The following is a 25,171-nucleotide window of genomic DNA, read 5'->3' on the forward strand; positions in this document are numbered from 1 at the left end:
CGTTCGGTAAGGAGGCTCACCGGCCACTACGCTGAAGCGGCCTGCCACCGACGGGCATGCCGAGGCGGTCGGAGTAACACGTTGGGGCAGAAATAATTAACGGCCCCGGTGGGAACGGGGCCGTTTGTTCGCTCTAATGGCGGAGCCGGACAATCGCTATTTCCTGAAACCCCTGAAGGCCATGTGGGCCAGGACAGCGGTAAGACACCCGAAGAGGATCAGGGCTAACCACGGGCCGAAACTGCCCGTGAGGGTGTTGAGCATGCCCAGATGACTGTCGTAAAAGGCGGCGTAGCCTCCCCACGAGCCGATGAGGAAGGCGGTCACTACGCCCACCAGCGCATCCCCGGCCACGAGGCCGGATGAGAAAAGGATACCTCGGAGATTTCTCTCGCTGTAGTCGGCCGATCGGGTATATCTTTTGACCAGGAGCGCAATGAGCCCGCCGGTCATGATCGGCGTGGAAAGGGAAAGGGGCAGGTACAGCCCGATTGCGAACGGCAGTGACCCGATCCCCAGTAACTCAACCGCGAGGGCGATCATGCCACCCACAAGTATCGGCGCCCAGGGCAGGTTGGCGTTCATAACTCCCTTAACGACGGTTGCCATCACATTGGCCTGCGGGGCCAGCAAGGGCGTGCGCTCGGTGGCGCCCTCGACAAAGCCGAACGCCTCATTGAGGTAGTACACGGTGAACCCCATGGCCAGGGCGGGAAAGATCAGTCCTATGAACTCGGTCAACTGCTGTTTGCGAGGTGTGGCTCCGAGCAGATAGCCGGTCTTGAGGTCCTGGGCTATATCACCGGACATGCAGACGGCGATGCAGACGATGGTGCCGACCGACATGGTGGTGATCATCCCGCTTACCCCTGAAACGCCGAAGTAGATCAGAATCAGCGAGGTTACCAGCAGGGTCGCGATGGTCATGCCGGAGACCGGCGAGGAAGACGACCCCACCAGTCCGACAATGCGGGCGGCCACGACGACAAAGAAGAAGCCGAACAGCACGGCCAGCGCCGCGCCGAGAAGGTGCAGTTGGGTCCCCGGCAGCAGCCAGATGGCGACGACCACTACGGCCACTCCGAGAAGAACCCACTTCATCGGCAGATCCTGCGAGGTGCGGGGAGTTTCGGTTTCGATTCCTTTCCTCCCGATCAACTGACCGAACCCCTGGCTGAACGAGGAGATGATCACCGGGAACGACTTGATAAGGGAGACGAATCCTCCGACCGCGACCGCCCCGACGCCCAGGTACTTGATATAATTGTTGCGCAGTTGTGCGCTGTCCATCTCAGGGATGGGGATATTCCCGGGTGTAATAATGACGTCTGGAATCTGGGCGCCGATGAACGCCAGCAGCGGACCGATTCCCAGGTAACCGAGAACAGCCCCGCTGAGCATAAGGGCGGCGATTCTCGGACCGATGATGTACCCAACGCCGAGCAGCGCCGGGGTGGCGTCGATGCCGACCGTCCCGCCCTTCAGGAACCTCTGGAAATCATAGTTGACCGATTCAGACCACGTTCTCAGCAGGTCGTAACCGATTTTATACAGAGCCCCGAGACCGATGCCCATAAAGACCATGCGCGCCTTGCCGCCGCCCTCGTCGCCGGCCACGATTATCTCGGCGCACGCCGTCCCCTCGGGAAAGCGCAAAGTTCCGTGCTCCCGCTCCACAAGGTAACGACGAAGCGGAATCATAAGCAGAATGCCCAGCGTTCCGCCGAGGATCGACAGCCAGAAGATCTGGGCTTTGGAAATGTTGTGCAAGTAGCCCTGGGCCACCAATTGCTGGTCGGTTGCCCAGATGAAAAAGGCCGGAACGGTGAAGATGATTCCGGCGGCCAGTGATTCCCCCGCCGAGCCTACGGTCTGTACGATGTTGTTTTCCAGAACCGTCACATTCTTGCCGAACATCAGCCGAAGGACGGCCATGGATATTACGGCCGCCGGGATGGAGGCCGATACGGTCATGCCGAATTTCAGCCCCAAATAGGCGTTAGCCACGCCGAATACGACTGAGATAATGATGCCCAGAATGATGGCTTTCCAGGTAACTTCGGCGATGTTCTCGCTGGCCGGAACAAAGGGGGTGAAGGACGCAGCGTTATTGGCTTTGCTGCCGGTCGTAGAGTTGTCCACGTGACCTCCGTGCGATGGGTGTGGCGCCGCTGAATTGCCCCTAAGTTAGCTCGCAGCATGAGAGTGTCAAGTGATTAGTCGAATCCTGGTGCCCGGGACACCCTACCCTTGCGCCGGTACTGCCGCCGCACGGTGCACCCGGTACTACGCGCAGAAACTGCGACGGGCACGAACCTTCCAATCGCCGGGCGGACCCGTGCGAAGGGCCTCTCTTTTCGGGAACAATCGCACGCTGGCGGGTGTATTAAAAGGCAGAGGCGCCGGTGTCACCAGTATGCGGGTCAGCGAGCTGTCAGGGCCGGGCTCATGGACTTTTCGGAAGGTCCCTGAATACAGGATTGAAAGTTTTAGGGGCCGGCACCGTCTATATATGTAGAGTGTAAAGAGAACAAAGAAAAGGCCTTGACATCGGGAGGAAAAGATTGTACCATAATTACGGACAGATATCGACCCCACATCTCATCTCCGGTTGCAGATATAAGAGTAGCGGACTAACTCGCGGTCGTATTGCGGTTAGGAGCGGCTGCATGGGCCCAAGGATTCCGGTGTCCTGTGTCAGTCATAACAGTAACCAGATTCAGCCCTGAGGGGGTGAGTATTGTTGAAACATTTTAGCATCTTCACAGTGGTCATTGCCATCATGCTCGTGTCTGCTTCGTTATTCGCGGCTGACAAGATCGCACCGGTTGCGGCGAAAGTCAGCGCCGATAATACGGTCACTGTTCCGCTGGAGATCACCAACCAGGACGGTTTAATGGCGATCGACATTCCAATTCGGTTTTCCGATGGTGTGACGCTCAAGGAGGTCAACTTTGAGAACACCCGCGTCTCATACTTTGACCTGAAGATCGCCAACATCGACAACGATGATAATACCGTTGTTGTCGGTCTGGTGACGCAGACGACGCCGGAGCCGAAACCGATGTTAGCAGCCGGGACCGGGTCGGTGGCTAACCTGGTGTTCCAGGTCGACGATCCATCAGTCAGTGAGATCACCCTGGAGGCCTTGGAGACGCAACGGCCACATCACTCGATGACTTTCATCTACCTGCCTCCCGATCGCGGGGAAGGCGTTGGGCAGACGAGATCGACGCCGGAATTCGGAACGGTCTCTGTTTCCCTGTCGGGTAAGCTCGGCGAGGATAATCTTCCGACCAGCTACAGTCTGGCGCAGAATTATCCCAACCCGTTCAACCCGACTGCCACGATTCCTTTTTCTCTGAAGGAAGGCGGTGAGTGGAAGGTGACCATCTACAATGTAACCGGACAGGTCGTCGAGGAGATCAGGGGCTACGCCGAGGCCGGTCACGTTGACGTTGAGTGGGACGCTTCGGAACTCGCCTCTGGTATCTACTTCTACAAGCTGGAGGCCGGCAGTTTCAAGGCCACCAAGAAGGCGGTTCTGCTGAAGTAATCGGAGTACGTTAATAGTAAATCGCGCGTTCAATAAGGCTTGAGGATCCTTTCCGCGGTCAGGGCAGGGGTCCTCTTTTTTTCCTCGTCGCACGGTTTGCTGACGCTGCCTCCGTGCGCACGCAGAATCTGCGTGTGACCCGTACCGGTAAGGCCCCAGAGCCTCTGTAATTCCCTCGTTCTGCGTTGCGTGACAACGTGTTCGCTAAATGGCACTGTGTCGGGCACAATAGTTGTATGTCTTCTGCTATGATTGGGGACAGACGGCAAGCAATACCACCTGCTCAATATGTCTGTCTTTGACTTGTAGTCACCGGTGCTGAGCGGTCTTGTATGGCGGTTATTCCGCTTCGTTCCGGGTCCCCGGTTTGTGAGGAGTAAAAGGTCTCGCGAGTACGCGAGGCCTTTTGTTTTCTCCGGCAGACCCCCGGGAGTCAGCGAATGATGATATTCTTCAGGTCCTCGTCTCCGGCGGGGGGCACCATGACCTCGACCGGCTCACCTCCTGCCTCCGCGACCACCCGCACCTGGGGCTGATGGCGCGCCGAGCAGTAGCGGGCGGTTATCATGGCCGCCTGCCGGATGTTTTCATCGGTGGCCGGTCCTGCCAGCAGGGTCAGTGGCGATCCTGTATCGGGTGCCTGTAGCAGCACGTGGTGTTCCTTTCGGCAGGACAGAACCCGCTTGTTCTCCTCTTCATTCCTTCCCACGATGACTTTGGTCTGCGGGTTAATGCGGAAGTGCCGCCCGACCCGAAGCAGGTTGAGGTCATCGAACGTCAGGTGGTCGTTGTGTGCCAGCAGGTCCTGCAACCGGTGGGAGTACCCGGCGTCGGTCAGCAGGCAGCCGGCGGCCGGGGAAGGATAGTCCTCCAGGCCGAACTCCTCGGCGAGCTCAAGCTGTCTTTTGCGGCTGCGGCCCGAGATACCCTCCAGCCGGTCACGGTCGACCAGGCCGGCCAGTTCCGGCTCGGTCGGCGGCAGCAGCAGGGCAGAAAGCGGGCGAAGCAGGCGGCCCTGAAGAGACGACTCCTTCTCCACGAGCCTCAGCCGGTGGCTCAGTTGCGAAAACGGTCGCTGGCCGAGGACCTCGCCCGTGACGACGAAATCCGCGTTGACCATCTCCATGAAGGTTTTGGCCTCCCGGAGCATGAGGATCCGGCAGTCCACGCAGACGTTCATGTGCGCGCCGCGCCCGAAACGCGGATTCTCGACGATATCGACGAACTTCTGGCCCAGGTGCATCAGCTTGACGTTGAAGCCGAATTTCTCGGCTGCCGGGTACGGATCGGACCCGCAGGAAGACCGGTCACCAAGATCGCATCCAAAGTGGGTAAGAAAGGTCAGGGCCGTGACCTCGATGTTCTGCCGGAGCATGAGGAGTATGGCCAGCGCAGAGTCAAGACCACCGGAAAACAGCGCTATGGCATGGCCGTGTTTGTCATTACTCGTATGTGTCATTCTCAGCGTGCCGCCGCTTTGGCATGATTCCCGTTCGCGACTATAGTCAAACGTTCGCGACGCGAGTGCCGTTTGCGTGATAATAGCACAATCCGCGACTTTTTCAAGGTGCTAAATTGCCTTGACTTAAAGGACCGGGGCGTCTACCATTTCTCCGGGCAGGATATGATTGTCGTTGATACCATTAACGGTTGGCTCAAGCGTTTCGCTTCTGAGTGCCAGAACATCTTCTTCTTTGCGCTGCGGATGGTAGCCGCCCTGTTCTCACGGCCGATCTACCTGCGCGAGACCATGGAGCAAATGTACCTGATCGGCGTGGGCTCGCTGTTTCTTATTGTCCTTACCGGTCTCGTCTCGGGACAGGGGTTTGCCCTGGCCTTCTCCCAGGAGCTGGCGCTGTTCGGCGCCAAGGATTACCTGGGCCGGATCATGTCGCTGGCGATCGTCCGGGAGCTGGGGCCGAGCCTGGCCGGCCTGATGATAGCCGCGCGCGTCGCCTCGGGGATTACCGCCGAAATCGGCGCCATGAAGTCTTCCAACCAGCTTGACGCGCTGGTGGCATTCGGTATCGATCCGTTCAAGAAGATCGCGGCGCCGCGGCTCATTTCGCTCATGGTCATGGTGCCGGCTCTCACCATCATCTGCGACACCGTGGCAATCCTCGGCGGGTGGATGGTGGCGACGCTTATTGCCAATGTTACTTCCACCACATACTGGGCAAACGTGAGGTATAAACTGACCTTCGGGAACATGCTCATGGGCTTCCTGAAACCGGTTGTCTTCTCGCTGATAATTGCGTTCATATCATGCTATAAGGGATTTACGTCCGAGGGCGGCACCAAGGGCGTGGGGCGCGCCACGACGAATTCAGTGGTTCTGTCCTCCATACTCATACTGGTGTTCAGTTTTCTGATTACGAAGATTCTCGGCCCGGTGGTCAGGGGATACATGTGATCGAGTTTAGGAACATAGACTTTTCCTATGGCGACCAGGTCGTGCTCACGGACGTCTCGTTCAGGGTCGGCCGGGGAGAATCCGTGGTCGTTATGGGCCCGTCCGGTTCCGGGAAATCGACCATCCTCCGGCTGATCCTCGGCCTTGAGTGTCCGCAGTCGGGCGAAATCCTGATCAACGGCCGGAACGTGTGCGTCATGAAGGAGGCCGAGAAGCGGGAAATCCGTAAGCAGATCGGCATGGTGTTTCAGGACGGTGCCCTGTTCGACTCCATGACGGTGGGGGAAAACGTCGGCTACTACCTGCTCGAGTACACGAACATGACTTGGCCCGAGATCAGTCAGAAAGCGTCACGGATGCTCGGCTTTGTCGGTCTGGATCCGGACGAGGTGGGCGACAAGCTCCCGGAGCACCTCTCGGGTGGCCAGCGGCGGCGGGTGGCTATCGGCCGGGCACTCTTGTCCACGGATCCCAAGATCATGCTGTATGACGAGCCCACCACGGGGCTGGACCCGGCCATGACGGACGCCGTGCTGTCGCTCATCATGAAGCTGCAGGAGACCAGAGGAATCTCGTCGGTGGTGGTCACGCACCAGATCGCCGACGTCCTCGGGATACCCGGCCGGTTCGTGGTGCTTACCGACGGGCGGGTGGTGTTTGACGGTACGCTCGAGGAGTTGCGCGAAAGTCGCGAACTCGATGTGCTTAGTTTTCTGGCGCCGTTCCGGCTGTCCATGGCCGACGTGGCGCGGCGGAAATTCATAACTACTCAACGCGCGGGCGGAGAATGAGCAGCCGGTTGGCGCACGCAGCGCAGGTTTGAGAGAAGCGGGGTCGAAGATATGAAGCGTTCGGTCAGGCTGAAGTGGAGTAACCTGCAGGTAGGGGCCCTGATCACGGTCGTCATTGCCGTCGCGCTCTGGGCTTCATTCAGCGGCGGTGGAACATCGATATTCGAGCGCAAGCAGAAGTTCGTCTGTTATTTCAGGAACGTCGACGGCCTGGTGCGCGGCTCTCCGGTGTGGATGGCCGGCATGGAGGTCGGTAACGTCCGTTCCCTGGAGTTCGCCAACCTCGATTCCCTGCGCCGGGTGCGCGTCGTCTGCGCCGTCAAGACATCCATCTGGCCACAGCTGACCTCCAAGTCCGAGGTGCTCCTCGGCAGCATCGGATTCCTGGGTGACAAGTACATCGAGATCATCCCGGGCGACGTCGGCGGCGTGCCGATAGCGCCGATGACTATTATCCGTACCCGTGACGCGGGTGACGTCAAGGCAGTGTTCAAAGAAGCGGAGCAGGCCGCCGCCACCGCCGGATCGGTCCTCGCGAACATCGACACGCTGCTCGACCGGATGAACCGGGGGGAAGGCACGCTGGGCAAGATTGCCACCCGGGACGATTTGTACATCCAGATGACGAAGCTGGCGGCCAACCTGACGAAGCTGACGGCGGACCTTCAGCGTAACCAGGAGCGCGTGGTCTCGTCGATGGAGCGACTGTCGCTTTCCGTTGAGAACGTCAGCGATCGGGTCAACGAGAATACCGGGACGCTCGGCAGGATCATGAACGATCCCGCTCTTTACGACAACCTGAGCGCCACCTCGGCGCGGCTGGACACCATCATGATGCGGATAAACTCGGCCGACGGCAGCCTCGGGCTGCTGGTTCAGGACACGGCCTTATACACGGAAATCGTGGAACTGCTCGACCGGGTGAGCAATCTCGTTTCGGATATCGAGAAAAACCCGCGCAAGTACTTCAAGTTCTCGGTGTTTTAGACTTCCGAGCCGCCGGCTCGGTCAGAATGTGGGCAACCGGATCGCAACGGTACGCGGGGCGGCCTTGCAGACAGCTCCTTACACCGTCTGGACCGCCAGCATATACTCCAGCAGACTCAGCACCCCCTGCTTGCCGGCGTCGCCGACTTCCAGCGGCGGGCCGACACAGCTCGGGCACCCTGACGCACACGGGCAATGCCGCACGTGTTCGCGGCAGGCCTCGATCAGGTGATCCGATTCCGCGAAGATCTTTTCGGACAGCCCCACCCCGCCGGGGATATTTTCGTAGATGTACACGGTCGGCCGTTCCGTAAACGGCGCCCGGACTTGGGAGACCGAGCGCAAGTCGCGGTGATCGCACATTACCCACAGGGGGGCTATCTTGCCGAGAACGTTGGCCAGGCCTCGCAGCGCGCCGCCGAAGTTCTGGCGCTCGACATTGACCTTGAGTGGGACGTCGCCGGGGAAGGAGTACCAGAAAGCATGGGTGTGCATTTCCAGTTCCGGCATTTTCAGTTCACCGGAGCCGACGTTTTCGTGGGTCTGGAACTTGACCTTCTTGAACAGCACGGTGGTGGAGGAAATCGACACTTCGCCGTGGCAGCTGCGGGCGTCGTCGAGTGTTTTCTTCTCGTCGTCGGTCGACAGGACTTTCAGGTCGGTCTTGGTCTCGGCGTCGGTGAAGTAGTCAACCTCGACCTCCTTGACGTACGCCTTCTTTCCCTCCCAGTCGAGCCTGGTCACCTGGTACTGTTCCGCGCCGTGAAGGTAGATGGCCTCCGGGTGCAGGAAGATGGGGGCGGAGTAGTAGTCCACCTCGCCGATCACCTCGGCGTTGCGTGATTCGTTGAGGATGACGAAGTTGTCCGGCGAGGCCGACCGCAACGATACCTGCTGGGCAGGGTAAATCTCCGACGACCAGTGGTAGCGGTCCGCCGTTCGCCGCACGACGTTTTCGGAGGCCAGGTAGTCAAGGATCTTGCCGCTGCCGATGTCCCGGGCGTACTCGTCCTCGTCAAACGGCAATTCAAAGACCGCACACTTGAGGTGGTTGGTCTTGATTATCAGGTTCTCGGGATCGATGATACCGGACTCCGGCGTACGCTCGAACACGTACTTGGGCTCGACGCACAGGAACTGATTTATGGGCGAGGAATTGGCCACCATTACGGTCAGGGAGTTACCGGAGCGCCGTCCGGCTCGTCCCGCCTGCTGCCAGAGCGAAGCGATTGAGCCGGGATAGCCGACGATTATGGAGACGTCGAGCGCCCCGATATCGATACCGAGCTCGAGCGCGTTGGTCGATACCACCCCCGTGACGGTGCCGTTGCGCAGCCCCTGTTCGATGCGGCGCCGCTCGTTCGGAAGGTAACCGCCCCGGTAACCCGCTATAGTGATACCGTGCCCGAAATCCCCCTTCAGTTCGCGTTGCAGGTACGTCAGCAGGACTTCGACATACAGCCGGTAGTGCGCGAACACGATGGTCTGAATCTTCTCTCTGAGGAAAAGCGCGGCCAGCCTGGCCGCTTCGTTGACGGCCGACTTGCGGATACCCAGTTGCGGATTGATGACCGGCGGGTTGTACAGGATGAAGTGCTTTTCGCCGGCCGGCGCGCCGTTGTTGTCCACCAGCGTGACGGGGCGGCCGATAATGCGCTCAGCCAGCTCATCCGGATTGGCTATGGTAGCCGAACAGCAGATAAACACCGGATCGGACCCGTAGAACCGGCAGATGCGGCTCAGCCGTTTGATGACGTTGGCAAGGTGGGAGCCAAATATCCCCCGGTAGTGGTGGACCTCGTCGATCACCACGTACTTGAGGTTCTCAAAGAGCTTGATCCACTTGGTGTGGTGCGGCAGGATGCCGGTGTGAAGCATGTCGGGGTTGGTGATGACGATGTGCCCCGCACTGCGGACAGCCCGCCGGGCATTGACCGGCGTGTCCCCGTCGAAGGTGTACGTCTTGATGTCGACCTCGAGCCTCTGCACCATGTCGTGCAGTTCCGACAGTTGATCCCGCGAGAGCGCCTTGGTGGGGAAGAGGTACAGGGCGCGGGTCCCCGGCGACTGGAGAATCCGGTTGAGTACGGGGATATTGTAGCAGAGCGTCTTGCCCGAAGCCGTCGGCGTGACCACGACCACGTCCTTGTCATCCATGATCGCTCGTATAGCTTCACCCTGGTGGGTGTACAGGCGCGAGATACGCTTTTCGGCCAGAGCGGAGATCAGCCGGCGGTCGAGGCCGTCGGGAAAATCAACGTACCGCGCCTCCCGAGCGGGAAAGGTCTGCCAGTGGCTGATACACCGGCTGACGGCACGGTCACTTCTGAGAAAGTCAATGATCTGTTCGAGGTTCATCGGCGTCAGCAGGGAGTCGGCCTATATTACCCGAATCAATTCGCGGCGGCATATGTCGCAGAACTTCTCCGACTTGTTGTCAATGTCGAGCATAATCTGGCTGAAGTAGTTCACGCACTTGGGGTTTCGGCATTCCGTCAGGTCGAACAAGTGGCCCAGTTGGTGCACCACCTCTTTAAAAAGCCGCGGGTAAATTTTGCTTTCGTCCTCCGGCAGCCCGTAGAACTCCTGCCGCATCCGGTAAAGTGCCACCACGGCGGTCCCCGAGAGCGTATCACCCCAACTCATCACGTAACTCTCATCGGGTAAATAGAGGTCCTCTTCGCAGATGGCAATCACTTTTTCCCGGTTGTTCGCCTTGGTGCGCTCTATCTTGGAGAGTACGACCTGGGCGTAGTACTGGTTGCGGACAACGTTGTGTCCCTCCTGGGGCATTTTCATGCCCTTGAGGATATCCACCGAGCGATTGAATATGGGCCCGAGGTGAGTGGCCAGCTTGTTGACCATCATGAAGTCAACATCACCCAGCGGGACTACGACAATTTTCGGCTTCAGAATGGCCATGGGACGCGCTGTTTTCACTTCTTTGCCACGAAGAAGCGACTCTTTGAACCTGTTGGCGAGACCTTTACCACCGCCCTGGCCGCACATCGGGGGCACCACCCCACGAAGGCGCTCCCGTCACGGTTGAGGTAAATGCGAGAGTATATGTTGCAACACCTGAAGTGCATGCCTATGAAAGGCCGCTTTCGCCTGCCGCGTTCTTCGGTCATCACAACCCCATAATACAACAAATTGTCTCACGATGAAAAGACTAAGTGGCAGCCGGGCGATGCCCACGGCGCCGGATGCCGGTCGCGGCGAGAACCGACCCGTCCGTCCGGCCCGGGGCTTACAATTGGGATTTCCACTCCTCGACAATGCGTACGGATGAAGAGGAGCCGAGTCGGTCCGCTCCGGCCTGCAGAAGCTCCCGGCACTGTGAAAGTGTTTTGATCCCGCCTGCGGCCTTGACTTGAATCCGGCCGTCAGCGGTCTGGTGCAAAGTCCTTACCTGATCCACGGTCGCCGGGCCGTAAAAGCCCGTGCCCGTTTTGACAAACTGTGCGCCGCTGTTAATGACGGCCCGGGTGGCGTCCTGTTGCTGCTTCTCGGTCAGTTCCGGGGCCTCAATAATGACCTTCAGCAGGACATTGTAGGGGAGACCGTCGCGGATTTTCCTGATTTCGGCCTCGGCCCTGCTGAATTCGCCGGAGGCCAGCCAGCCGATATTGGCGACCATATCGATCTCGACCGCGCCGTCACCGGCCGCCTTTGCAGCCTCCATGAGCTTGACGTCAGTTCGAGAAGCGCCGAGCGGGAATCCGACCACAGAGCACACCTTTACCTGTGATTTCTGGAGAAACCGTGTGGCGAAGGCTACCCATGTCGGATTGACGGCAACGGCATATAAATTGCATTCGCCGGCTTCCCAGCATGCCGTGACGATATCGCTTTGATCGAGACTCGATTTGAGCGCGGCGTGGTCGAACCGGCAGTTGAAATCCCGGGGCAACAAATCCTTCAAGCGAGGTCCTCCCTCACTGCCTGACGTCTTTCAGGAACGAACGTCCCGTCACGGGCACATCGAAGCCGAATAAACCGGCCAGCGTCGCAGCCACGTCGGCAAACGTCTCGCGCGTGCCCAGATCAACGCCGGATTTCGCGTACCTGCCGTAGACCAACAGGGGCACGTACTCGCGCGTGTGATCCGTGGACGTCTCCATAGTCGGATCACAGCCGTGGTCGGCTGTGATGATCAGCAGGTCGTCGCCGCGCAGCAGCGGCAGCAACTCGCCCATTCGCCCGTCGAATTGTTCGAGACCCCGGGCGAAGCCGCGCGCGTCGTTTCGATGTCCCCAGAGTTGGTCAAAATCAACGCAGTTGGCAAAGATAAGCTCGTGCTGGTGATCGTACCGAACCATCTGCCGAACGGCGTCCATCACCTCGGTGTTGTTCTCGGTCTTGACCCGTTCGTGGATGCCGTGGCCGGCGAAAAGGTCCCATATCTTTCCCACGGCGAAGACATGACGGCCGTTGGCGGCAAGATGATCCAGGATCGTCCGGCCGGTAGGTGGCAGCGAGAAGTCCCTGCGGCGCGAAGTGCGGACGAAGAAACCGGGTTCGCCGGTAAACGGTCTGGCGATAACGCGCCCGACGCCGTAATCGCCCTGGCATACGTCGCGCGCGATCAGGCAGATTTCGTAGAGGCGTTCAACGGGGCAGACTTTTTCGTGAGCGGCCAACTGGAATACCGAATCTGCCGATGTATACAGGATCAGCGCCCCGGTGCTCAAATGTTCATGCCCCAGCCGCTCAATGATCTCAGTGCCGCTGGCCGCGACGTTGCCAATGGTCTTGACGCCGGCTTTCTCCTCGAACCGCCCGACCAGATCGTCGGGAAAGCCGTCATGAAAGAGCGGAAGCGGTTCGTCCAGGGTCAGGCCCGCGATTTCCCAGTGGCCCGAGGTAGAATCCTTGCCGGCCGACCTCTCCGCCATGCGCCCGAAACAGGCAATCGGCGCCGGTGCCGGCGGGATTCCTTTTATGGCCGCGATGTTGCCGAGTCCGAGCTTCTGGCAGTTCGGCATGTTCAGCCCGCCGACCGCTCCGGCCAGATTCGGAAGAGTTGCGGCGTGATCATCGCCGTAATCGGCGGCATCGGGAAGAGCCCCCACGCCGCAGGCATCAATGATGATAAGGATTACTCGATTGAACGGCATGGTTGCCGAACCGCCCCGCCGCCGGGATCACATTTGCTTGAAACGTTTAAGGACGTACTCAATATCATATTCAATGGCTACCTTGAGAGCCCTTTCCTCGCCCTTCTCCAATGTGTAGCGGTCTCCGTCGAGTATCCAGCGTTCTCTCTCCAGTACCACAAACCCTTCCTTGTACGCGAAATAGATCACGCCCCTGGCAGTTACACGGTCGACGCCGTGCCTCTGAGTCGTATCCTGGGGCTTCGCTTCAATGGGCAGAATCAAATTCCCGTCATAGCCGATAACTACGCAGTCGTAGCCGCGTTCGCGCGCGAAGGACTTGATCTCGTATGTCATCGAGGCCGTCATCTCCTCGCCCTCGGAGATCACCTTGTAGGACTGTGTCCACGTGTAACCCTGGGAGATCTCGCCCTCCGGGAAGACCGGCATCCCCTGTTCATAGAAGTTTTTCAGGTACGTCCCGGAACCTTGGTGTTCCTCTGAAGTGAACTCGAAATCCACCACCCGGCCGCTGGGCGTAATGTACAGGGCCAACTCCGGTCCGGCCTCGATTGTGTCGGCGGCCGACGAGTCGACCTTGTCAAAGTGCTTATAGTGATAGATCCTGTTGTCCACCACCTCGGCAACGGTGTCATCGACCATCCGCCGGACGTACAACTCCTGTTCGGTCGTGATCTCGCTGGTCCGGTCGTGAATGGTGGAATCCCCTGAGCGGACCAGGACGCTTCCCCTTGTCACCTGCTCGAAGGCCAGCTTCATGCCCGGTTTGTACTTGGTGCGCAGGGTGATCTTCTTGCCTCCGCGATCACACGTTTGCAGGCACAGGCCGACGATCAGCACGGCTATTATGGCGGTTATTTTTCTCAATAGCATGGCTCTCCTCTCACGTTTATTCGGCACTCGCTTACCATATCGCCAGCAGGTCGGTGAGCCCCGAAGATCGCCCTGGAATCCCCGGCGGCCCGAGCAGGAGAATGCCCCGGGCCAACCTCAACCGTTCCTCGCGGTTGATGATACCGGTATCGACCGAATAGACCATCCCTGCCAGCGATGACGTCAGCAACACCGGCTGATCTGAGGTTGAGATTTTAACCGTGCCGGGGGGCTGGTTGGCGCCGACGTAAAGCGCGCTGACCAGAATCAGGACGGATATCGCGGCAGCCACCAGAGAACGGAAAAAGGAGCGCCGTCGCGTGATGTACGTAAGCTCACGATCCGTCTCTTGCCGGGCGGGAGGTTCGGCTTCCACTGTCCTGGCCAGTATGAGACTGGCCACTTCCCGCCAGTATTCGCGGCCCGGATCAGGCCTCGGTTGGCTTTTCAGCAACTTCTTGAGGTTCGCAAGCGACTCGTGGTCGGTTCGACAGTCGGAGCACAGGGCCAAGTGCTCCTCAACGGCCCTTCCGACGCCGGCCGAAAGTTCGTCGTCAACATGACCCTCAAGAAGCGACCGTACTTCGCAGCATGTCATTCTCACTCTCTCTTGGCAAGTCGCCTCTTCAGTATTTTCTTAAGTTTGGTGCGCGCGATGTGGAGATTAGAGCGCACCGTAGCCTCCGGGCACTCAAGAATTCCGGCAACCTCCGATTTGCTGTACCCTTCGACATCGTGCAGGATTGCCGTTATCCTCTGTCGTGAGGGAAGCGTATTCAGGGCACGCCGTATCTCCGCCATCAACACCTTGTTTTCGAACAGATCGCTCGGCGTTTTGACCCGCCTTGCCAATTCCACCTGGACTTCGCCCGGTAGAAGACTCGGGTCGTCGCTTACCTGCCCACGCCCCCTCTGTTTGCGTAACAGGTCAATGGCGTAGTTGGTGGCGATCCGAATCAAAAACGAGGTGAAATTCGTTACACTCCTTAACTCCTCTCGCTTTCGGTAGACCCGAACAAACGTTTCCTGTACGACCTCGTCAGCGTCCAGGTGATTGCCGAGAATCCGGTAGGCCAGATAATAGATCTTCTGGTAAAATCTCCTAACCAACTCAGCAAACGCTGACGCATCTCCGTCGCTAAACCTCTCGACCAGATCAGGGATCAGCTTAGGCATTGCCTGCTGATCTTGTTACTATGATATAGACGAGCAAGACTCTCACCTGTGCAACGGGTGAAAAACAGGTTGACGGACTGTGAGGGGTAGGTTATGGTTACCACGGATGTTTGTCAATCTTTTTTTGTGCAACGACTTATGAGCATTCAGCCGGCATGCCTCGCGACCTGATCCAGGCCAATCGCTATAGATTTTTTGCCGTCGGAGCCCTCGGAACCTTTATGGCGACCCTCGACGGTTCCATCGTGAACGTGGCTCTTCCGACTATCGCAGCCAATCTCGATGTCTCAGTTGATCTGGTATCCTGGGTGGTCCTGTCATATTCGCTGACGCTCATATCGCTGTTGCTGGTGTATGGCACGTGGACGCAGCGGCGGGGATACCCGTTCGCGTACAAGTTTGGTTTTATCCTGTTTACAGCCGGCTCCCTGATCTGTGCCGTCGCCCCGAGCATCTATCTGCTGATCCTCGGGCGGGTGGTGCAGGGGGCGGGATCGGCAATGTTCGCGGCCCTGGGACCCGGGATGGTGACGGCCGTTTTCCCAAAAGAAGAGCGTGGCAAGGGGATCGGGATGATGGTGATGATGGTATCGGCCGGACTTATGACCGGGCCACCCCTGGGCGGCTTGATGCTGGGTGTCTGGTCCTGGCGGCTCATCTTCCTGATCAATCTGCCCGTCGGAGTCATAGGACTCTTCTTTGTCTTCCGCTATTTCGGTCTGCTGGCCAAACGGGTGCACGAGAAGAAACTGCGCCTGACGGCAGCGGTTGTGCTCTCGTTCAGCATGGTGCTGGCCGTGTTCACGATGAAAATGATCAACCGCTGGTCGCTTTCCGATCCACGGATCTGGGGCCTGGCCGCGGTGTCGCTGGCCGGTCTGATCCTGTTTCTCCGCATTGAGTCGATGCCCGACATGGCGATGATCGGACTTGGCGTATTCCGCAACCGCCGATTTACCACGGCCATCGCTGCCCAGCTGGCGCATTTCACCAGCCAGTCCGGGGTCATGATACTCATACCCTTTTATCTCGAGCGGGTGAAGGGCCTGGCGCCCCGGGAGGTGGGGCTGTACCTCGTGATCCTTCCCATCCTCATGTTCGTGCTGGCTCCGTTGGCCGGTCGACTTTCCGACCGCATAGGTTTTCGAGCCCTGACTTCCGCCGGCCTTGCGACTGAGGCGCTGGGGATGTTTCTGCTGTCGAAGTACGGTTTGGAGACCTCGCCTGCGCTTATCATTGTCAGTCTGGTAATCATCGGCGTGGGCGTGGGTTCGTTTGCCAGTCCTAATTCGTCAGCACTTATGGGATCAGTCACGCGGGACCAGCGGGCAATAACTTCCAGTATTCTGGCTACGAATCGCAATATCGGCCTTGCAACCGGGGTGGCGCTGGGCACCACGTTGTTTGCCTTTTTCGAAAGTCGCAGCGGGGAAGCGGCCGACGGCGCACTGGCTTTTCTGGCCGGTTTCCAGCCGGTTACGTACGTGGCGGTGGGCTTTGCCCTGGCCGGAGCGCTCCTGTGTCTTACCCGACCGGCGCGCTCGGGCTAACAAACTCGTTGACACTCGCCGATAGGTTAGGTATTATTTTTTGAGTTGGCAGTGGGGCCATAGCTCAGCTGGGAGAGCGCTTGACTGGCAGTCAAGAGGTCGGGAGTTCGATCCTCCCTGGCTCCACCAATTTTGCTCCCCGTGCCTCAGGCCGGGGGTTTCTACATGGGTCAGGACTATTCGGCCACTCGGGTCCCGAAACATTTGGGGATTGATCACGTACCAAATGTGACGGGAGGTTCAAATCTCAGGGTTGTGCCATTAGACAATGTACAGTGAGGGCAGTGGTAATGCATAAGCTTGTTAGTCTTGTTCTCGGCGTGTTGCTCGTCGGGCTGAGCAGCGTGCCGGCGGCCGCGACGACCGTGGCCGAAATCGACCAAATCGAACCGGGCCGGCTGGAGATAGTCGGATTCGAGATCACCAAAGCGGCGGAGGTTCAGATCGAGGCGGTCGGTCTCCAAGCGCGCTACGGTAGCCAGCTGACCGTTTACGCCTGGTTGCTCGATTCTGATACGCGAGAGACGAAATGGGTCATGAAGGACCGCTTTGTCGGCAAACAAGGCGGGTCAACCGCGCTGCGCCGGGCCGAAAAGGTCAAAGCGCTGGATCCGGGCAGGTACGAGTTATATTTATACGCCGGTGACGGCTGGTACGGTGATATTAACATCGGAGGGTCCAAGGATCTCCTGGATTTCCTCGGGGACCTGATCGATGGTGATTATGACGATGATGAGGCATACGATTACGAGGACCTCATCGATGATTGTTTCGTCCGGATCTCGTCGGACGAAATCTCACCGGGTGACGTGAAGACCTTCACGGTGACCGGCGACGTGCCCGATGCGCTCATCCGGTACAACCGGCTGGGCGACTCCGAATCCATCCAACAGGGGTTTACCCTGGAGAAGGCGATGAATTTGCGGATCTATTCGGTCATCGAACATCCCAGGGGTTACCGTTCGGCGGTGGACTACGGCTGGATTATCAACGTCGACACCCGCGATAAGGTGTGGCGAATGGATCGCTCGGGCACGGAGCGGGCCGGCGGTGGCAGAAAGAACCGCGTGTTTGACAACGAGATACGACTGGAAAAGGGTAATTACGCTCTGTATTTCGTTACCGATGATTCGCACTCATATGACGATTTCAACGTCAATCCACCCTATGACCCCTGCAATTGGGGAATAACTCTGCTTCCGGGGACCGATTTTGACCGTTCGGCTTTTGCCCTGGTGGAATTGTCGGGCGACGGCGAGCCGCTGATAAACCTGACTCGTGCCCGGGACGATGATTTCCACGAACAGGCTTTCCGGCTGGATAAGGAGACAGACTTGAGAGTGTACGCTGTCGGTGAGTACGCGACCGGCAGCCGGGAATTCGTCGACTATGGATGGATTGAGGAGGCGGCCAGCCACAAGGAAGTGTGGGAAATGACGCGCCGAAACACCGAGCATGCCGGGGGTGCCGATAAGAACCGTATGTTCGACGGTGTGGTGACGCTGCCGGCCGGTGATTATGTGGCTGTGTACGTGACTGACGGTTCGCATTCTTACCGGGACTGGAACGCCGCGGCCCCGTTTGATCCGCGAGCCTGGGGACTGGCCGTTTATCCGGGGCCCGGCTCGGACGGCTCCAGTCTGAAACAGGTCGCGCTGGACGAAGTGAGGGGGACCGGAAATGTCTTGGTCAGCCTGGTGCGCGTCAGGGACAACGAGCGGGTTCGGGACAAGTTTACGCTGGATAAGGCCTCCCGCGTTCGGATATACGCCATTGGCGAGGGGGAACGGGACGAGATGTTTGACTACGGCTGGATCATCGATGACAATACCAACCGTGAGGTCTGGGAGATGACATGGCGCAACACCGGCCGTGCCGGAGGCGCTCGCAAGAACCGCATGTTCGATGACGAGGTCATCCTCGATGCCGGCACCTACGAAGTAGTCTACGTGACCGACGGTTCGCACTCGTTCAATGACTGGAACGACACGCGCCCGCGCGATCCTCAAAGCTGGGGAATCACAGTAAGTCTGGTTGGAGAAAGCAGCGCGCCGTAAGGCGCTACCCGTCCTGCGGCGAAGGCCGTGACCGATTTGCGGGGATTGCCCAAAAAGGGCAATCCCCGCTGTTGTATTTGCTGCCGGACCGTAAAGGACGTCCGCCGCTTGTGCGGCCCGGCCTTACTGTCAGTTCCGGTGCTTTCTCGACGGGAACCCCCGGAACAGGAAAACTCCCCGCAGCCGTTCGCGCCGACCGGCTGTCGGGGAGTTGGTGAATCGCGTAAGTGCTCTTTAGCAGGGATGCACACGACTACCGGACAGATTGGTTTCCCTTCTCCTCTATCTTCTTGAGCCGGCTCTGAGCGATCGGATAATAGACCAGAAACGCGATTCCCGCGAAGATCAGGATCAAGCCCAGCGTACCTTCATCCGACCAGCGGTATGGCAGGAATTGGCCGATAAAGGCCGCCGCACCGATTCCCACCAGGACCATTCCCCACTTGAGATTTGACAGGACGGAAAGCTCGGATGCCCCGAAGATATGTCTTACTCGATCGTCAACCAGCCCCTTCTCGATGAGTTTCTTCCTGGTCACCGTGTCCGAGATAATCTTGACCACCGCCACGCATGACAGGAAAACTATTCCGACAATGATCGGCGCTTCCATCATAGCAATCTCCTTTCGCTGAGGTGTTCGCCATATTTGACCGGTCGCGTCTCGGCCAGGTTGCAGAAAAAATGCAACTTTTCGTCCGGGCTGCGAGTCTATTTAAGTGCAGGGACCGGTGTATATGACCAGCACGCGCAAGCAGATCGAGGCAATCCTGGCGGGCGACGGACGTTCCTTTGCCGCCCTGGTCGAGCGATACAAGCGGCTGGTCAGCCACATTGTCTTCCGCATGATTCGTGGCCGGGCCGATCAGGAGGACCTATGTCAGGAGGTCTTCATCAAGGTGTATGAGAACCTTGGCAGCTTCAACCATCAGTCCAAGCTCTCGACCTGGATAGCGCGGATCACCTATAACACGTGCCTTCATTTTGTGGAAAGGAAACGGGTGCCGCTGTTTGAAGACTGCGTTTCGGATGGAAAGACGGTCGACGACTGCGAGGGAAGCGCTCCGGCCCCTGACCGATGGGCCGAGTCGCGGCAGACGTCGGAACGGCTCTGCGAAGAAATAGACAGGCTGCCCGTGCACTACGGGCTTATCCTGAGCCTCTTTCATCTCCAGGAGATGAGCTACGCGGAGATTGGGGAGATTCTCGGCATGCCGGACGGCACTGTCAAGAGCTATCTGTTTCGAGCACGAAAGCTGCTCAAGAAGAGAGTAGTCGCCAAACGGGCACGGGAGGGTTTATGCGCGTAGGCCATGTAACCGAGGAAGAAATCCAGGCGTATCTGGACGAACGGAGACGCAGCGGGCGCCCGTCCGTTGCCTCACTCCTGGCCGAGGGACACTTTGACGGCTGTGTCGTTTGCCGCGAGACTCTGCGCGACTACGAGTATCTGTACAAGGCTATCCCCACCATCCCGGAGCCGTCGCTTTCTCCGGACTTCACGAACCGGGTCGCATCGCGACTTGAGCAGCCGGTGCAAGTAAGCGAGCGCCTCTGGGACTCTCTCGGCACGATTGTGTCGCCATTTGCCGCCATCATTGCACTGCTGCTGTCAGGGAACATCGCCCCCCAGCTCGGGCACGTAGTCCTTGTGGTTCTGCGAGCGTACTTCTCGGCCAAAGTCTGGTGGAGCGGTTTTGCCCTGCCGGGATTTTCGGTGCCCGATATCTCCATCGACCTGAACATCCTGTCCTCATTGAATGCGTTCGTCGCGTCAAACGCCGAGACCGGCGTTTTCGCCCTGTTCGTGTGTGTAACGCTGCTGGCGTACTCGACCGTGGACCGGCTCGTATTCAGGCGGGCATACGAGCGCCTGTAGCCGCCCCCGGGCCGGCACGTCTCTTCGCCCGAACCGCCTACCTGATCAGCTTGAACTCTTTGATACGATCGAGGCGAAAGGTCCGTTCGCTCTCCGTCAGTTCGCAATACGCGGAGACATAGAAGTTTGACTTGTGCCAGTGGACCTGGGAGGGTCGTATTACCCGCGTCTGCGCCAGCTGGCTGTCGCGCTGGTACGATATCTCCAGCCGTCGCTTTTCGTCGATAGCCACCCGGATATCGGCATACTCGCTGGGTAGTTCGCGGGTTTCACCCTGCCACTGGGCCATGGCGTAGGTTGTGAAGAGGCGTCGGAACGCCTTTAGATTGGAGACGTACGGAAACTCCTCCGAGGCATGCAGGAACAATCTCCAGACGAGCGCGGCGTCGTCAGCCGCGCGGTGATTCTGGGTCTTTGAGATATGGAACTGCCGGGCCAGCGACAGCAGGGAATAGGAGTCAAGGCCGGGGCAGAACCGCCGAAAGATATCGACCGTGTCGACAATGATGTTCTCGGGCAGGGGCAGGCCGGTCCGGTCGAGTTCACAGCCGATAAAGAAAATGTCAAACATGGCGTTGTGGGCCACCATGATTGCATCCGGACCGCAGAAATCCATGAATTCTTCAAGAACCGGAGCGACGGTGTCCGCGTTTTGCACCATCGAGTTCGTGATGCCGTGAATTGCGGCGGTTTCAGCCGGAATCGGCCTCTCCGGGTTGACCAGGGCCTGAAAGCGGTTGCAGGCGTATTCGCCGAGACGGAATTTTACCGCTCCCAGTTCGACAATCCGGTTGGCCGGAGCCCACAGGCCGGTCGTTTCGGTATCGAAAGCGACGAAGTCGAGGGTCTGAAGAAAATCAGCATCCGTCTTCTGCCACTTCATGCGCTCAGTATGCTGCATCCTAATTCGATTGACAATTGCTTTCTGCGGCGTATTTTACGAGTGGAGGTAAGGCAATGGATGAGCTGATCCCGTACCGCTCGAAACGGCAACTCCAGCCGAGGCCGTGTGTGTCATTCTCACACCGGTATAATTCTCTTGCCGCCTCAGGCCTGCAGGACGAGTAGCCGGCATCGCGCGTACCGCGATGATGGTTACTCTCGCATCGTAGTATTGTACCATCGAGAAATCTCTGACAAACTTACATAAGAAGGGTCTGAACATGGCTGTTATACTGGAAGGTTCCGGACTGACCGTTGACAAACTGGTCAGAATAGCAAGGAATGAAGAGAAGGTGGAGCTGCCGTCCGAGGCCGTCGAACGAATCAAGAAATGCCGGGCCATGCTGGAGAGGAAGATCCAGGCCAGGGAGATCATGTACGGTGTGAATACCGGGATCGGCGAGTTTTCTGAAGTGGTTTTAAACGACGAGCAGGTCGAGGATTTCCAGCGGTACCTCATATACAATCACTCCGCCGGTATCGGCGATCCGGCGCCGATCGAATACGTACGCGGCGCCATGGTATCCAGGATCAACGTCCTGGCTCGCGGGCATTCGGCCATTCGCCCCGAGATTCCACTGACTATGGTCGAAATGCTCAACCGGGGCGTCACGCCCTACGTCTGCCTCAAAGGCTCGGTCGGTGCCTCCGGCGACCTGGCGCCCATGTCACAGATCGCACTGCTCATGCTGGGCGAGGGCCAGGCTTACTACCAGGGGGAGTTGCTTGAGGGCAAAGAGGCGATGGACAGGGCCTCCATACCGGTTCCGGGGCTTAAGGCACGGGACGGCCTGGCCAGCATAAACGGCTCAAACCTGCTTACCGCGATGAGCGGGCTGCTCCTTTATGACGCCAACAACTGGCTGAAACAGGCGGAAATCGCCGCGGCCATGTCGCTGGAAGCGCTCAAGGCCAACATGAAACCGTACACGCCCATGTTGCACCAGGTTCGCGGGTTCAGGGGGGCCATGCGGACAGCCGGGGCTATCTGTAAACTGACCGAAGGCGGTGACCTGGCTGCGGGCAGGATCAAGTGCAAGGTTCAGGATGCGTACTCGATGCGCTCAACGCCGCAGGTGATCGGAGCCGCCCACGATGCACTCGCGTATGCCCGTTCGCAGGTGGAGATCGAACTGAACGGGGTCGGTGACAATCCCGTTTTCTTCCCTGACGAGAACCTCCAGCTCACCGGCGCCAACTTCCAGGGGACGCCCGTATCGCTCCCGATGGACATGGTTGGAGTGGCAATCACCATGGTGAGCGTGATGTCGGAGCGGCGCATGAACCGGTTGAACAATCCGGCCCTCAGTGTCGGCCTGCCGCCGTTTCTTACCAAGGGCGCCGGCATGTTCTCCGGTATGATGCTAAGCCAGTATACGGCTGACATGCAGATCGTCGAGCAGCGGATACTCTCCGCCCCGGCATCCATACAGTCCATTCCGGCCGCCGCCGACCAAGAGGATTTCGTTTCGATGGGCATGAACACGGCCATCAAGAACTTCCAGATCATGGACAACGCCTACGGTATCCTGGGCATAGAATTCATGGCGGCCGCGCAGGCCCTGGACTTTCGTGACTATGCGTTCGGCAAAGGCGTTACCAGAGCGAAGGAAGTCATTCGCAGGCACGTTGATTTTCTTGACATCGACCGGCCGTTGTACCCGGATCATACGAACATGAAGCAGCTCGTCAAATCGTGTGAGATTCTTCAGGAAGTGGAGGCGGCGGTCGGCAGCCTCGAGTGAGCCGGGGCGGTCCGGAATCTCCGTTCCCGGAACGGGCGTCTACCTGCGCACCTCGGCAGCCGGCGTCGAGAGCTGCTCGGCAATTTGAACCAGATAACGCATGCGGCGCTGCATGCGGCGGGACGCCGTCGGATACCAGCACCTGACGTCGACGATCCGTCGCGGCATCTCGGCCAGTTCGTAAAGTTTCTGCTTCCGGCCGAAGTACTCGAAATACAGCAGTCCGTCCTGGACGAACCCGCAGAGGCTCAGCACGTTCATCATGGCGAACCCGGAATCTTCGGGCGGCAGCCTGAGAAGATCACGACCCCAGCTTGCGTGCGTGTAGTCGGAGCCGAGCAGACCCATGATAGTCGGCAGGATATCAGTCTGGCTCCCGATTCTGCCGATTCGCCGTTCCTCGCTGCCCAGCGTGCCCGGTGAGTAGATCAGCAGCGGAATGTGAAAGTTCACCGGGTGAATCGTCACGGGGGCGGGTACCCACTTGGCGTGATCGGCGGTGAAGACGAATATCGTACTGTCAAAGAGCGGGCGTTGTCGCAGGCTGTCCATGAATTGTCCGAGGGCGAAATCCGCGTACAACTGTGCATTGAACACCTTTGAGCTGTCCGTATCGTCAAAGAACGCGCGCACCGACGAATCCGGCAGGTCGAACGGTTCATGATTTGACAGGGTCAGGATTGTCAGTTGAAAGGGGCGGGGGAGCGAGTCGATCAAAGGTACCAGCCTGTTGAAGACGATGTGATCCGGCACCCCCCACTCGGCGAAGACGTTTTCACGACCGAAATAGTCCTCGCCGAAAAAGCGATCGTACTTCTTGGTCCGGAGAAAGCCCTCCATGTTGTCAAACACCAGGTCACCGCCGTAGGCGAAGCAGTTGACGTAACCCCTCTCGTGCAGGATTTCGGAAAACGCGATAAACGGATGGTCGGCGTTGTACCTCGTCATGACGGACCGGCCGGGCAGCGACGGAAAGCTGCACAGGGTCGCCGTCATGCCGTAACTGGTACGGATGCCGCTGGTGTAGAACCTGGTAAAAAGCAGGCCCTGCCGGGCCAGGCGGTCGAAATTGGGAGTGAGCCGGTGGGGGCTGGCCAGCGCGGACGTGTTCCGTCCCGACCAGCTCTCCATGAGGACGACAATCACGTTGGGCCTGAAACCGTACGGCGGAGCCGGCTGGGTCGTCTTTCGCAGCAGCGAGCGGTCCGGTTCCAGCCACTCGTCGCCCGGTTGATCAAGCATCACGCGCACCGAGTCCAGCCCTTCGCGGAAATCAACGAACGGGAAGCGCTCAGATTCCGGTGCGTAAGATAGGCGTGAGTCATGGCCCTCTTCCGAGTATGCCCGTGCCAGAGTGTACACGCCGTTCAGACCGAGCTGGTTGACAAAATGGTTGTCGGAAACGTAGGCCAGCCCCCACCTGAGCGGAGAGGTTGATACGCGACCGCGAATCCCCAGAACCGCCAGCACGGCCAGGAGCACGAAAAAGGCTACTTGCGGCCCCCAACCCCGCCTGTCCGGCAGACCGCGCGTAAACCGCAAGAACCGGCCGAGAACGCAGGCAAGCAGCGCCGTCCCGACAAGCCATCCCGCAAGCACCGGGTAGAACATCGGATCGGAAACCACCAGATGCCAGAAGGTCCTCCCCTGGTTGAAGTACTCGATGGCCCGGAAATCGAGATGCGAGGCGAAATACGCGTAGTATCGGACGTCCACCAGCAGGAGCAGGACGCAAACCGACAGGCACACGGTCAGGTAGGTCAGGGCAGCGGCTGCCGTTGCCTTCCTCTTGAGCCTGACCCACGGCAGCACCAGCAAAGCCGGAGCCAGCAGGACCAGCACCACCGCCAGGTCGAAGCGAAGGCCGACCAGGAAAGCACTGCCCACGGACCAGGGATCGGATCCGCCGGCCGACGGATCAACACTTAAATAGAAAAGAAGGCGGGCAGCGGTGAACAGCGCCATGGCGAGGAAGAACACGAGGGCAATGAACACAAACGGGCGAGACGGCAAAAGTCGTCCTGCCCGGGGTCGTTGTGTAAGGTCGCGTCGGGCCATGCAGGGAATAAAGCCCTGGCAGCGGTG

At 58.9% G+C, this 25,171-nt stretch carries 21 protein-coding genes and 1 tRNA gene; 10 read left to right on the forward strand and 12 right to left on the reverse strand.

What is annotated here, in order from left to right; all coding sequences use genetic code 11:
- Window positions 1-156: 156 nt before the first annotated feature.
- Window positions 157-2,142, reverse strand: coding sequence for an oligopeptide transporter, OPT family (locus VMY05_04435; protein HUV30326.1), 1,986 nt, complete (start codon window positions 2,140-2,142; stop codon window positions 157-159).
- A gap of 601 nt (window positions 2,143-2,743) precedes the next feature.
- Between VMY05_04435 and VMY05_04440 the strand changes: the two genes are divergently transcribed.
- The gene (locus VMY05_04440) at window positions 2,744-3,556 is read left to right on the forward strand and encodes a T9SS type A sorting domain-containing protein (protein ID HUV30327.1); all 813 of its coding nucleotides are present in this window, start codon (window positions 2,744-2,746) and stop codon (window positions 3,554-3,556) included.
- A gap of 433 nt (window positions 3,557-3,989) precedes the next feature.
- Here VMY05_04440 and VMY05_04445 read toward each other — a convergent pair whose 3' ends face one another.
- Entirely contained in the window at window positions 3,990-5,015 is a 1,026-nt protein-coding gene (locus VMY05_04445) for a hypothetical protein (GenBank protein HUV30328.1), read from the reverse strand.
- Window positions 5,016-5,087: 72 nt separating this feature from the next.
- Here VMY05_04445 and VMY05_04450 point away from each other — a divergent pair, with 72 nt between their 5' ends.
- From VMY05_04450 to VMY05_04460, 3 genes are read left to right on the forward strand one after another with little or no spacing between them, the layout of a single operon-like run.
- On the forward strand, window positions 5,088-5,969 hold the full coding sequence (locus tag VMY05_04450; GenBank protein HUV30329.1) for an ABC transporter permease: 882 nt from the start codon (window positions 5,088-5,090) through the stop codon (window positions 5,967-5,969).
- On the forward strand, window positions 5,966-6,760 hold the full coding sequence (locus tag VMY05_04455; protein HUV30330.1) for an ATP-binding cassette domain-containing protein: 795 nt from the start codon (window positions 5,966-5,968) through the stop codon (window positions 6,758-6,760). The genes VMY05_04450 and VMY05_04455 overlap by 4 nt, the downstream gene beginning before the upstream one ends.
- 51 nt (window positions 6,761-6,811) lie before the next feature.
- A complete protein-coding gene (locus VMY05_04460) occupies window positions 6,812-7,747 on the forward strand; it encodes an MlaD family protein (protein HUV30331.1) in 936 nt (311 codons plus the stop codon).
- A gap of 78 nt (window positions 7,748-7,825) precedes the next feature.
- On the opposite strand, the gene VMY05_04465 is transcribed toward VMY05_04460, so the two are convergent.
- The 7 genes from VMY05_04465 to VMY05_04495 all read right to left on the reverse strand — a co-directional run bounded on the left by VMY05_04465 (window position 7,826) and on the right by VMY05_04495 (window position 14,916).
- The gene (locus tag VMY05_04465) at window positions 7,826-10,105 is read right to left on the reverse strand and encodes a DEAD/DEAH box helicase (GenBank protein HUV30332.1); all 2,280 of its coding nucleotides are present in this window, start codon (window positions 10,103-10,105) and stop codon (window positions 7,826-7,828) included.
- A gap of 21 nt (window positions 10,106-10,126) precedes the next feature.
- Entirely contained in the window at window positions 10,127-10,669 is a 543-nt protein-coding gene (locus VMY05_04470) for an archaemetzincin family Zn-dependent metalloprotease (GenBank protein HUV30333.1), read from the reverse strand.
- Window positions 10,670-10,997: 328 nt separating this feature from the next.
- Window positions 10,998-11,672, reverse strand: a complete 675-nt coding sequence (deoC, locus tag VMY05_04475; protein ID HUV30334.1) for a deoxyribose-phosphate aldolase — start codon at window positions 11,670-11,672, stop codon at window positions 10,998-11,000.
- A gap of 13 nt (window positions 11,673-11,685) precedes the next feature.
- Window positions 11,686-12,867, reverse strand: a complete 1,182-nt coding sequence (locus VMY05_04480; GenBank protein ID HUV30335.1) for a phosphopentomutase — start codon at window positions 12,865-12,867, stop codon at window positions 11,686-11,688.
- Between the two features lie 27 nt (window positions 12,868-12,894).
- Window positions 12,895-13,734, reverse strand: a complete 840-nt coding sequence (locus VMY05_04485; protein HUV30336.1) for a hypothetical protein — start codon at window positions 13,732-13,734, stop codon at window positions 12,895-12,897.
- A 37-nt stretch (window positions 13,735-13,771) separates the two neighbouring features.
- A complete protein-coding gene (locus tag VMY05_04490) occupies window positions 13,772-14,338 on the reverse strand; it encodes a zf-HC2 domain-containing protein (protein ID HUV30337.1) in 567 nt (188 codons plus the stop codon).
- A 2-nt stretch (window positions 14,339-14,340) separates the two neighbouring features.
- Complete coding sequence (locus VMY05_04495; protein HUV30338.1) at window positions 14,341-14,916, reverse strand: RNA polymerase sigma factor; 576 nt, start codon at window positions 14,914-14,916, stop codon at window positions 14,341-14,343.
- Window positions 14,917-15,071: 155 nt separating this feature from the next.
- Between VMY05_04495 and VMY05_04500 the strand changes: the two genes are divergently transcribed.
- From VMY05_04500 to VMY05_04510, 3 genes are all read left to right on the forward strand, one after another.
- On the forward strand, window positions 15,072-16,466 hold the full coding sequence (locus VMY05_04500) for an MFS transporter (GenBank protein ID HUV30339.1): 1,395 nt from the start codon (window positions 15,072-15,074) through the stop codon (window positions 16,464-16,466).
- 53 nt (window positions 16,467-16,519) lie between these two features.
- Window positions 16,520-16,595 (forward strand) — tRNA-Ala (locus VMY05_04505).
- 161 nt (window positions 16,596-16,756) lie between these two features.
- The gene (locus tag VMY05_04510) at window positions 16,757-18,523 is read left to right on the forward strand and encodes a hypothetical protein (GenBank protein HUV30340.1); all 1,767 of its coding nucleotides are present in this window, start codon (window positions 16,757-16,759) and stop codon (window positions 18,521-18,523) included.
- A 253-nt stretch (window positions 18,524-18,776) separates the two neighbouring features.
- Here the strand turns inward: VMY05_04510 and VMY05_04515 are convergent, their stop codons facing one another.
- Window positions 18,777-19,136, reverse strand: coding sequence for a DUF6249 domain-containing protein (locus VMY05_04515; GenBank protein HUV30341.1), 360 nt, complete (start codon window positions 19,134-19,136; stop codon window positions 18,777-18,779).
- 121 nt (window positions 19,137-19,257) lie between these two features.
- Between VMY05_04515 and VMY05_04520 the strand changes: the two genes are divergently transcribed.
- Together VMY05_04520 and VMY05_04525 are read left to right on the forward strand one after the other, a co-directional pair.
- Window positions 19,258-19,830 carry a sigma-70 family RNA polymerase sigma factor gene (locus tag VMY05_04520; GenBank protein HUV30342.1) on the forward strand — a complete coding sequence of 191 codons (573 nt, stop codon included), beginning with the start codon at window positions 19,258-19,260 and terminating at the stop codon, window positions 19,828-19,830.
- Entirely contained in the window at window positions 19,821-20,399 is a 579-nt protein-coding gene (locus tag VMY05_04525; GenBank protein ID HUV30343.1) for a hypothetical protein, read from the forward strand. Before VMY05_04520 ends, VMY05_04525 begins: the two co-directional genes overlap by 10 nt.
- Before the next feature lie 37 nt (window positions 20,400-20,436).
- Here VMY05_04525 and VMY05_04530 read toward each other — a convergent pair whose 3' ends face one another.
- Window positions 20,437-21,282: an exonuclease domain-containing protein gene (locus tag VMY05_04530; GenBank protein HUV30344.1), complete on the reverse strand. Its 846-nt coding sequence runs from the start codon at window positions 21,280-21,282 to the stop codon at window positions 20,437-20,439.
- Between the two features lie 280 nt (window positions 21,283-21,562).
- On the opposite strand from VMY05_04530, the gene VMY05_04535 reads away from it, so the two are divergent.
- On the forward strand, window positions 21,563-23,086 hold the full coding sequence (locus VMY05_04535) for an aromatic amino acid ammonia-lyase (GenBank protein ID HUV30345.1): 1,524 nt from the start codon (window positions 21,563-21,565) through the stop codon (window positions 23,084-23,086).
- A gap of 39 nt (window positions 23,087-23,125) precedes the next feature.
- Here the strand turns inward: VMY05_04535 and VMY05_04540 are convergent, their stop codons facing one another.
- Window positions 23,126-25,099 (reverse strand): LTA synthase family protein, encoded by a 1,974-nt coding sequence (locus VMY05_04540; GenBank protein HUV30346.1) that lies wholly within the window; start codon window positions 25,097-25,099, stop codon window positions 23,126-23,128.
- Window positions 25,100-25,171 lie beyond the last annotated feature (72 nt).

Source organism: Acidobacteriota bacterium (genome assembly GCA_035529075.1).
GTDB lineage: Bacteria > Zixibacteria > MSB-5A5 > GN15 > FEB-12 > DATKXK01.

Excerpts from the sequence above, each read along its gene's own strand:
- VMY05_04460 (HUV30331.1), top strand. The coding sequence starts at position 6,812 with ATGAAGCGTTCGGTCAGGCTGAAGTGGAGTAACCTGCAGGTAGGGGCC.
- VMY05_04535 (HUV30345.1), top strand. The coding sequence starts at position 21,563 with ATGGCTGTTATACTGGAAGGTTCCGGACTGACCGTTGACAAACTGGTC.
- VMY05_04510 (HUV30340.1), top strand. The coding sequence starts at position 16,757 with ATGCATAAGCTTGTTAGTCTTGTTCTCGGCGTGTTGCTCGTCGGGCTG.
- VMY05_04470 (HUV30333.1), bottom strand. The coding sequence starts at position 10,669 with ATGGCCATTCTGAAGCCGAAAATTGTCGTAGTCCCGCTGGGTGATGTT.
- VMY05_04525 (HUV30343.1), top strand. The coding sequence starts at position 19,821 with ATGCGCGTAGGCCATGTAACCGAGGAAGAAATCCAGGCGTATCTGGAC.
- VMY05_04520 (HUV30342.1), top strand. The coding sequence starts at position 19,258 with ATGACCAGCACGCGCAAGCAGATCGAGGCAATCCTGGCGGGCGACGGA.
- VMY05_04490 (HUV30337.1), bottom strand. The coding sequence starts at position 14,338 with ATGACATGCTGCGAAGTACGGTCGCTTCTTGAGGGTCATGTTGACGAC.
- VMY05_04530 (HUV30344.1), bottom strand. The coding sequence starts at position 21,282 with ATGAAGTGGCAGAAGACGGATGCTGATTTTCTTCAGACCCTCGACTTC.
- VMY05_04515 (HUV30341.1), bottom strand. The coding sequence starts at position 19,136 with ATGATGGAAGCGCCGATCATTGTCGGAATAGTTTTCCTGTCATGCGTG.
- VMY05_04465 (HUV30332.1), bottom strand. The coding sequence starts at position 10,105 with ATGAACCTCGAACAGATCATTGACTTTCTCAGAAGTGACCGTGCCGTC.
- VMY05_04445 (HUV30328.1), bottom strand. The coding sequence starts at position 5,015 with ATGACACATACGAGTAATGACAAACACGGCCATGCCATAGCGCTGTTT.
- VMY05_04500 (HUV30339.1), top strand. The coding sequence starts at position 15,072 with ATGCCTCGCGACCTGATCCAGGCCAATCGCTATAGATTTTTTGCCGTC.
- VMY05_04480 (HUV30335.1), bottom strand. The coding sequence starts at position 12,867 with ATGCCGTTCAATCGAGTAATCCTTATCATCATTGATGCCTGCGGCGTG.
- VMY05_04495 (HUV30338.1), bottom strand. The coding sequence starts at position 14,916 with ATGCCTAAGCTGATCCCTGATCTGGTCGAGAGGTTTAGCGACGGAGAT.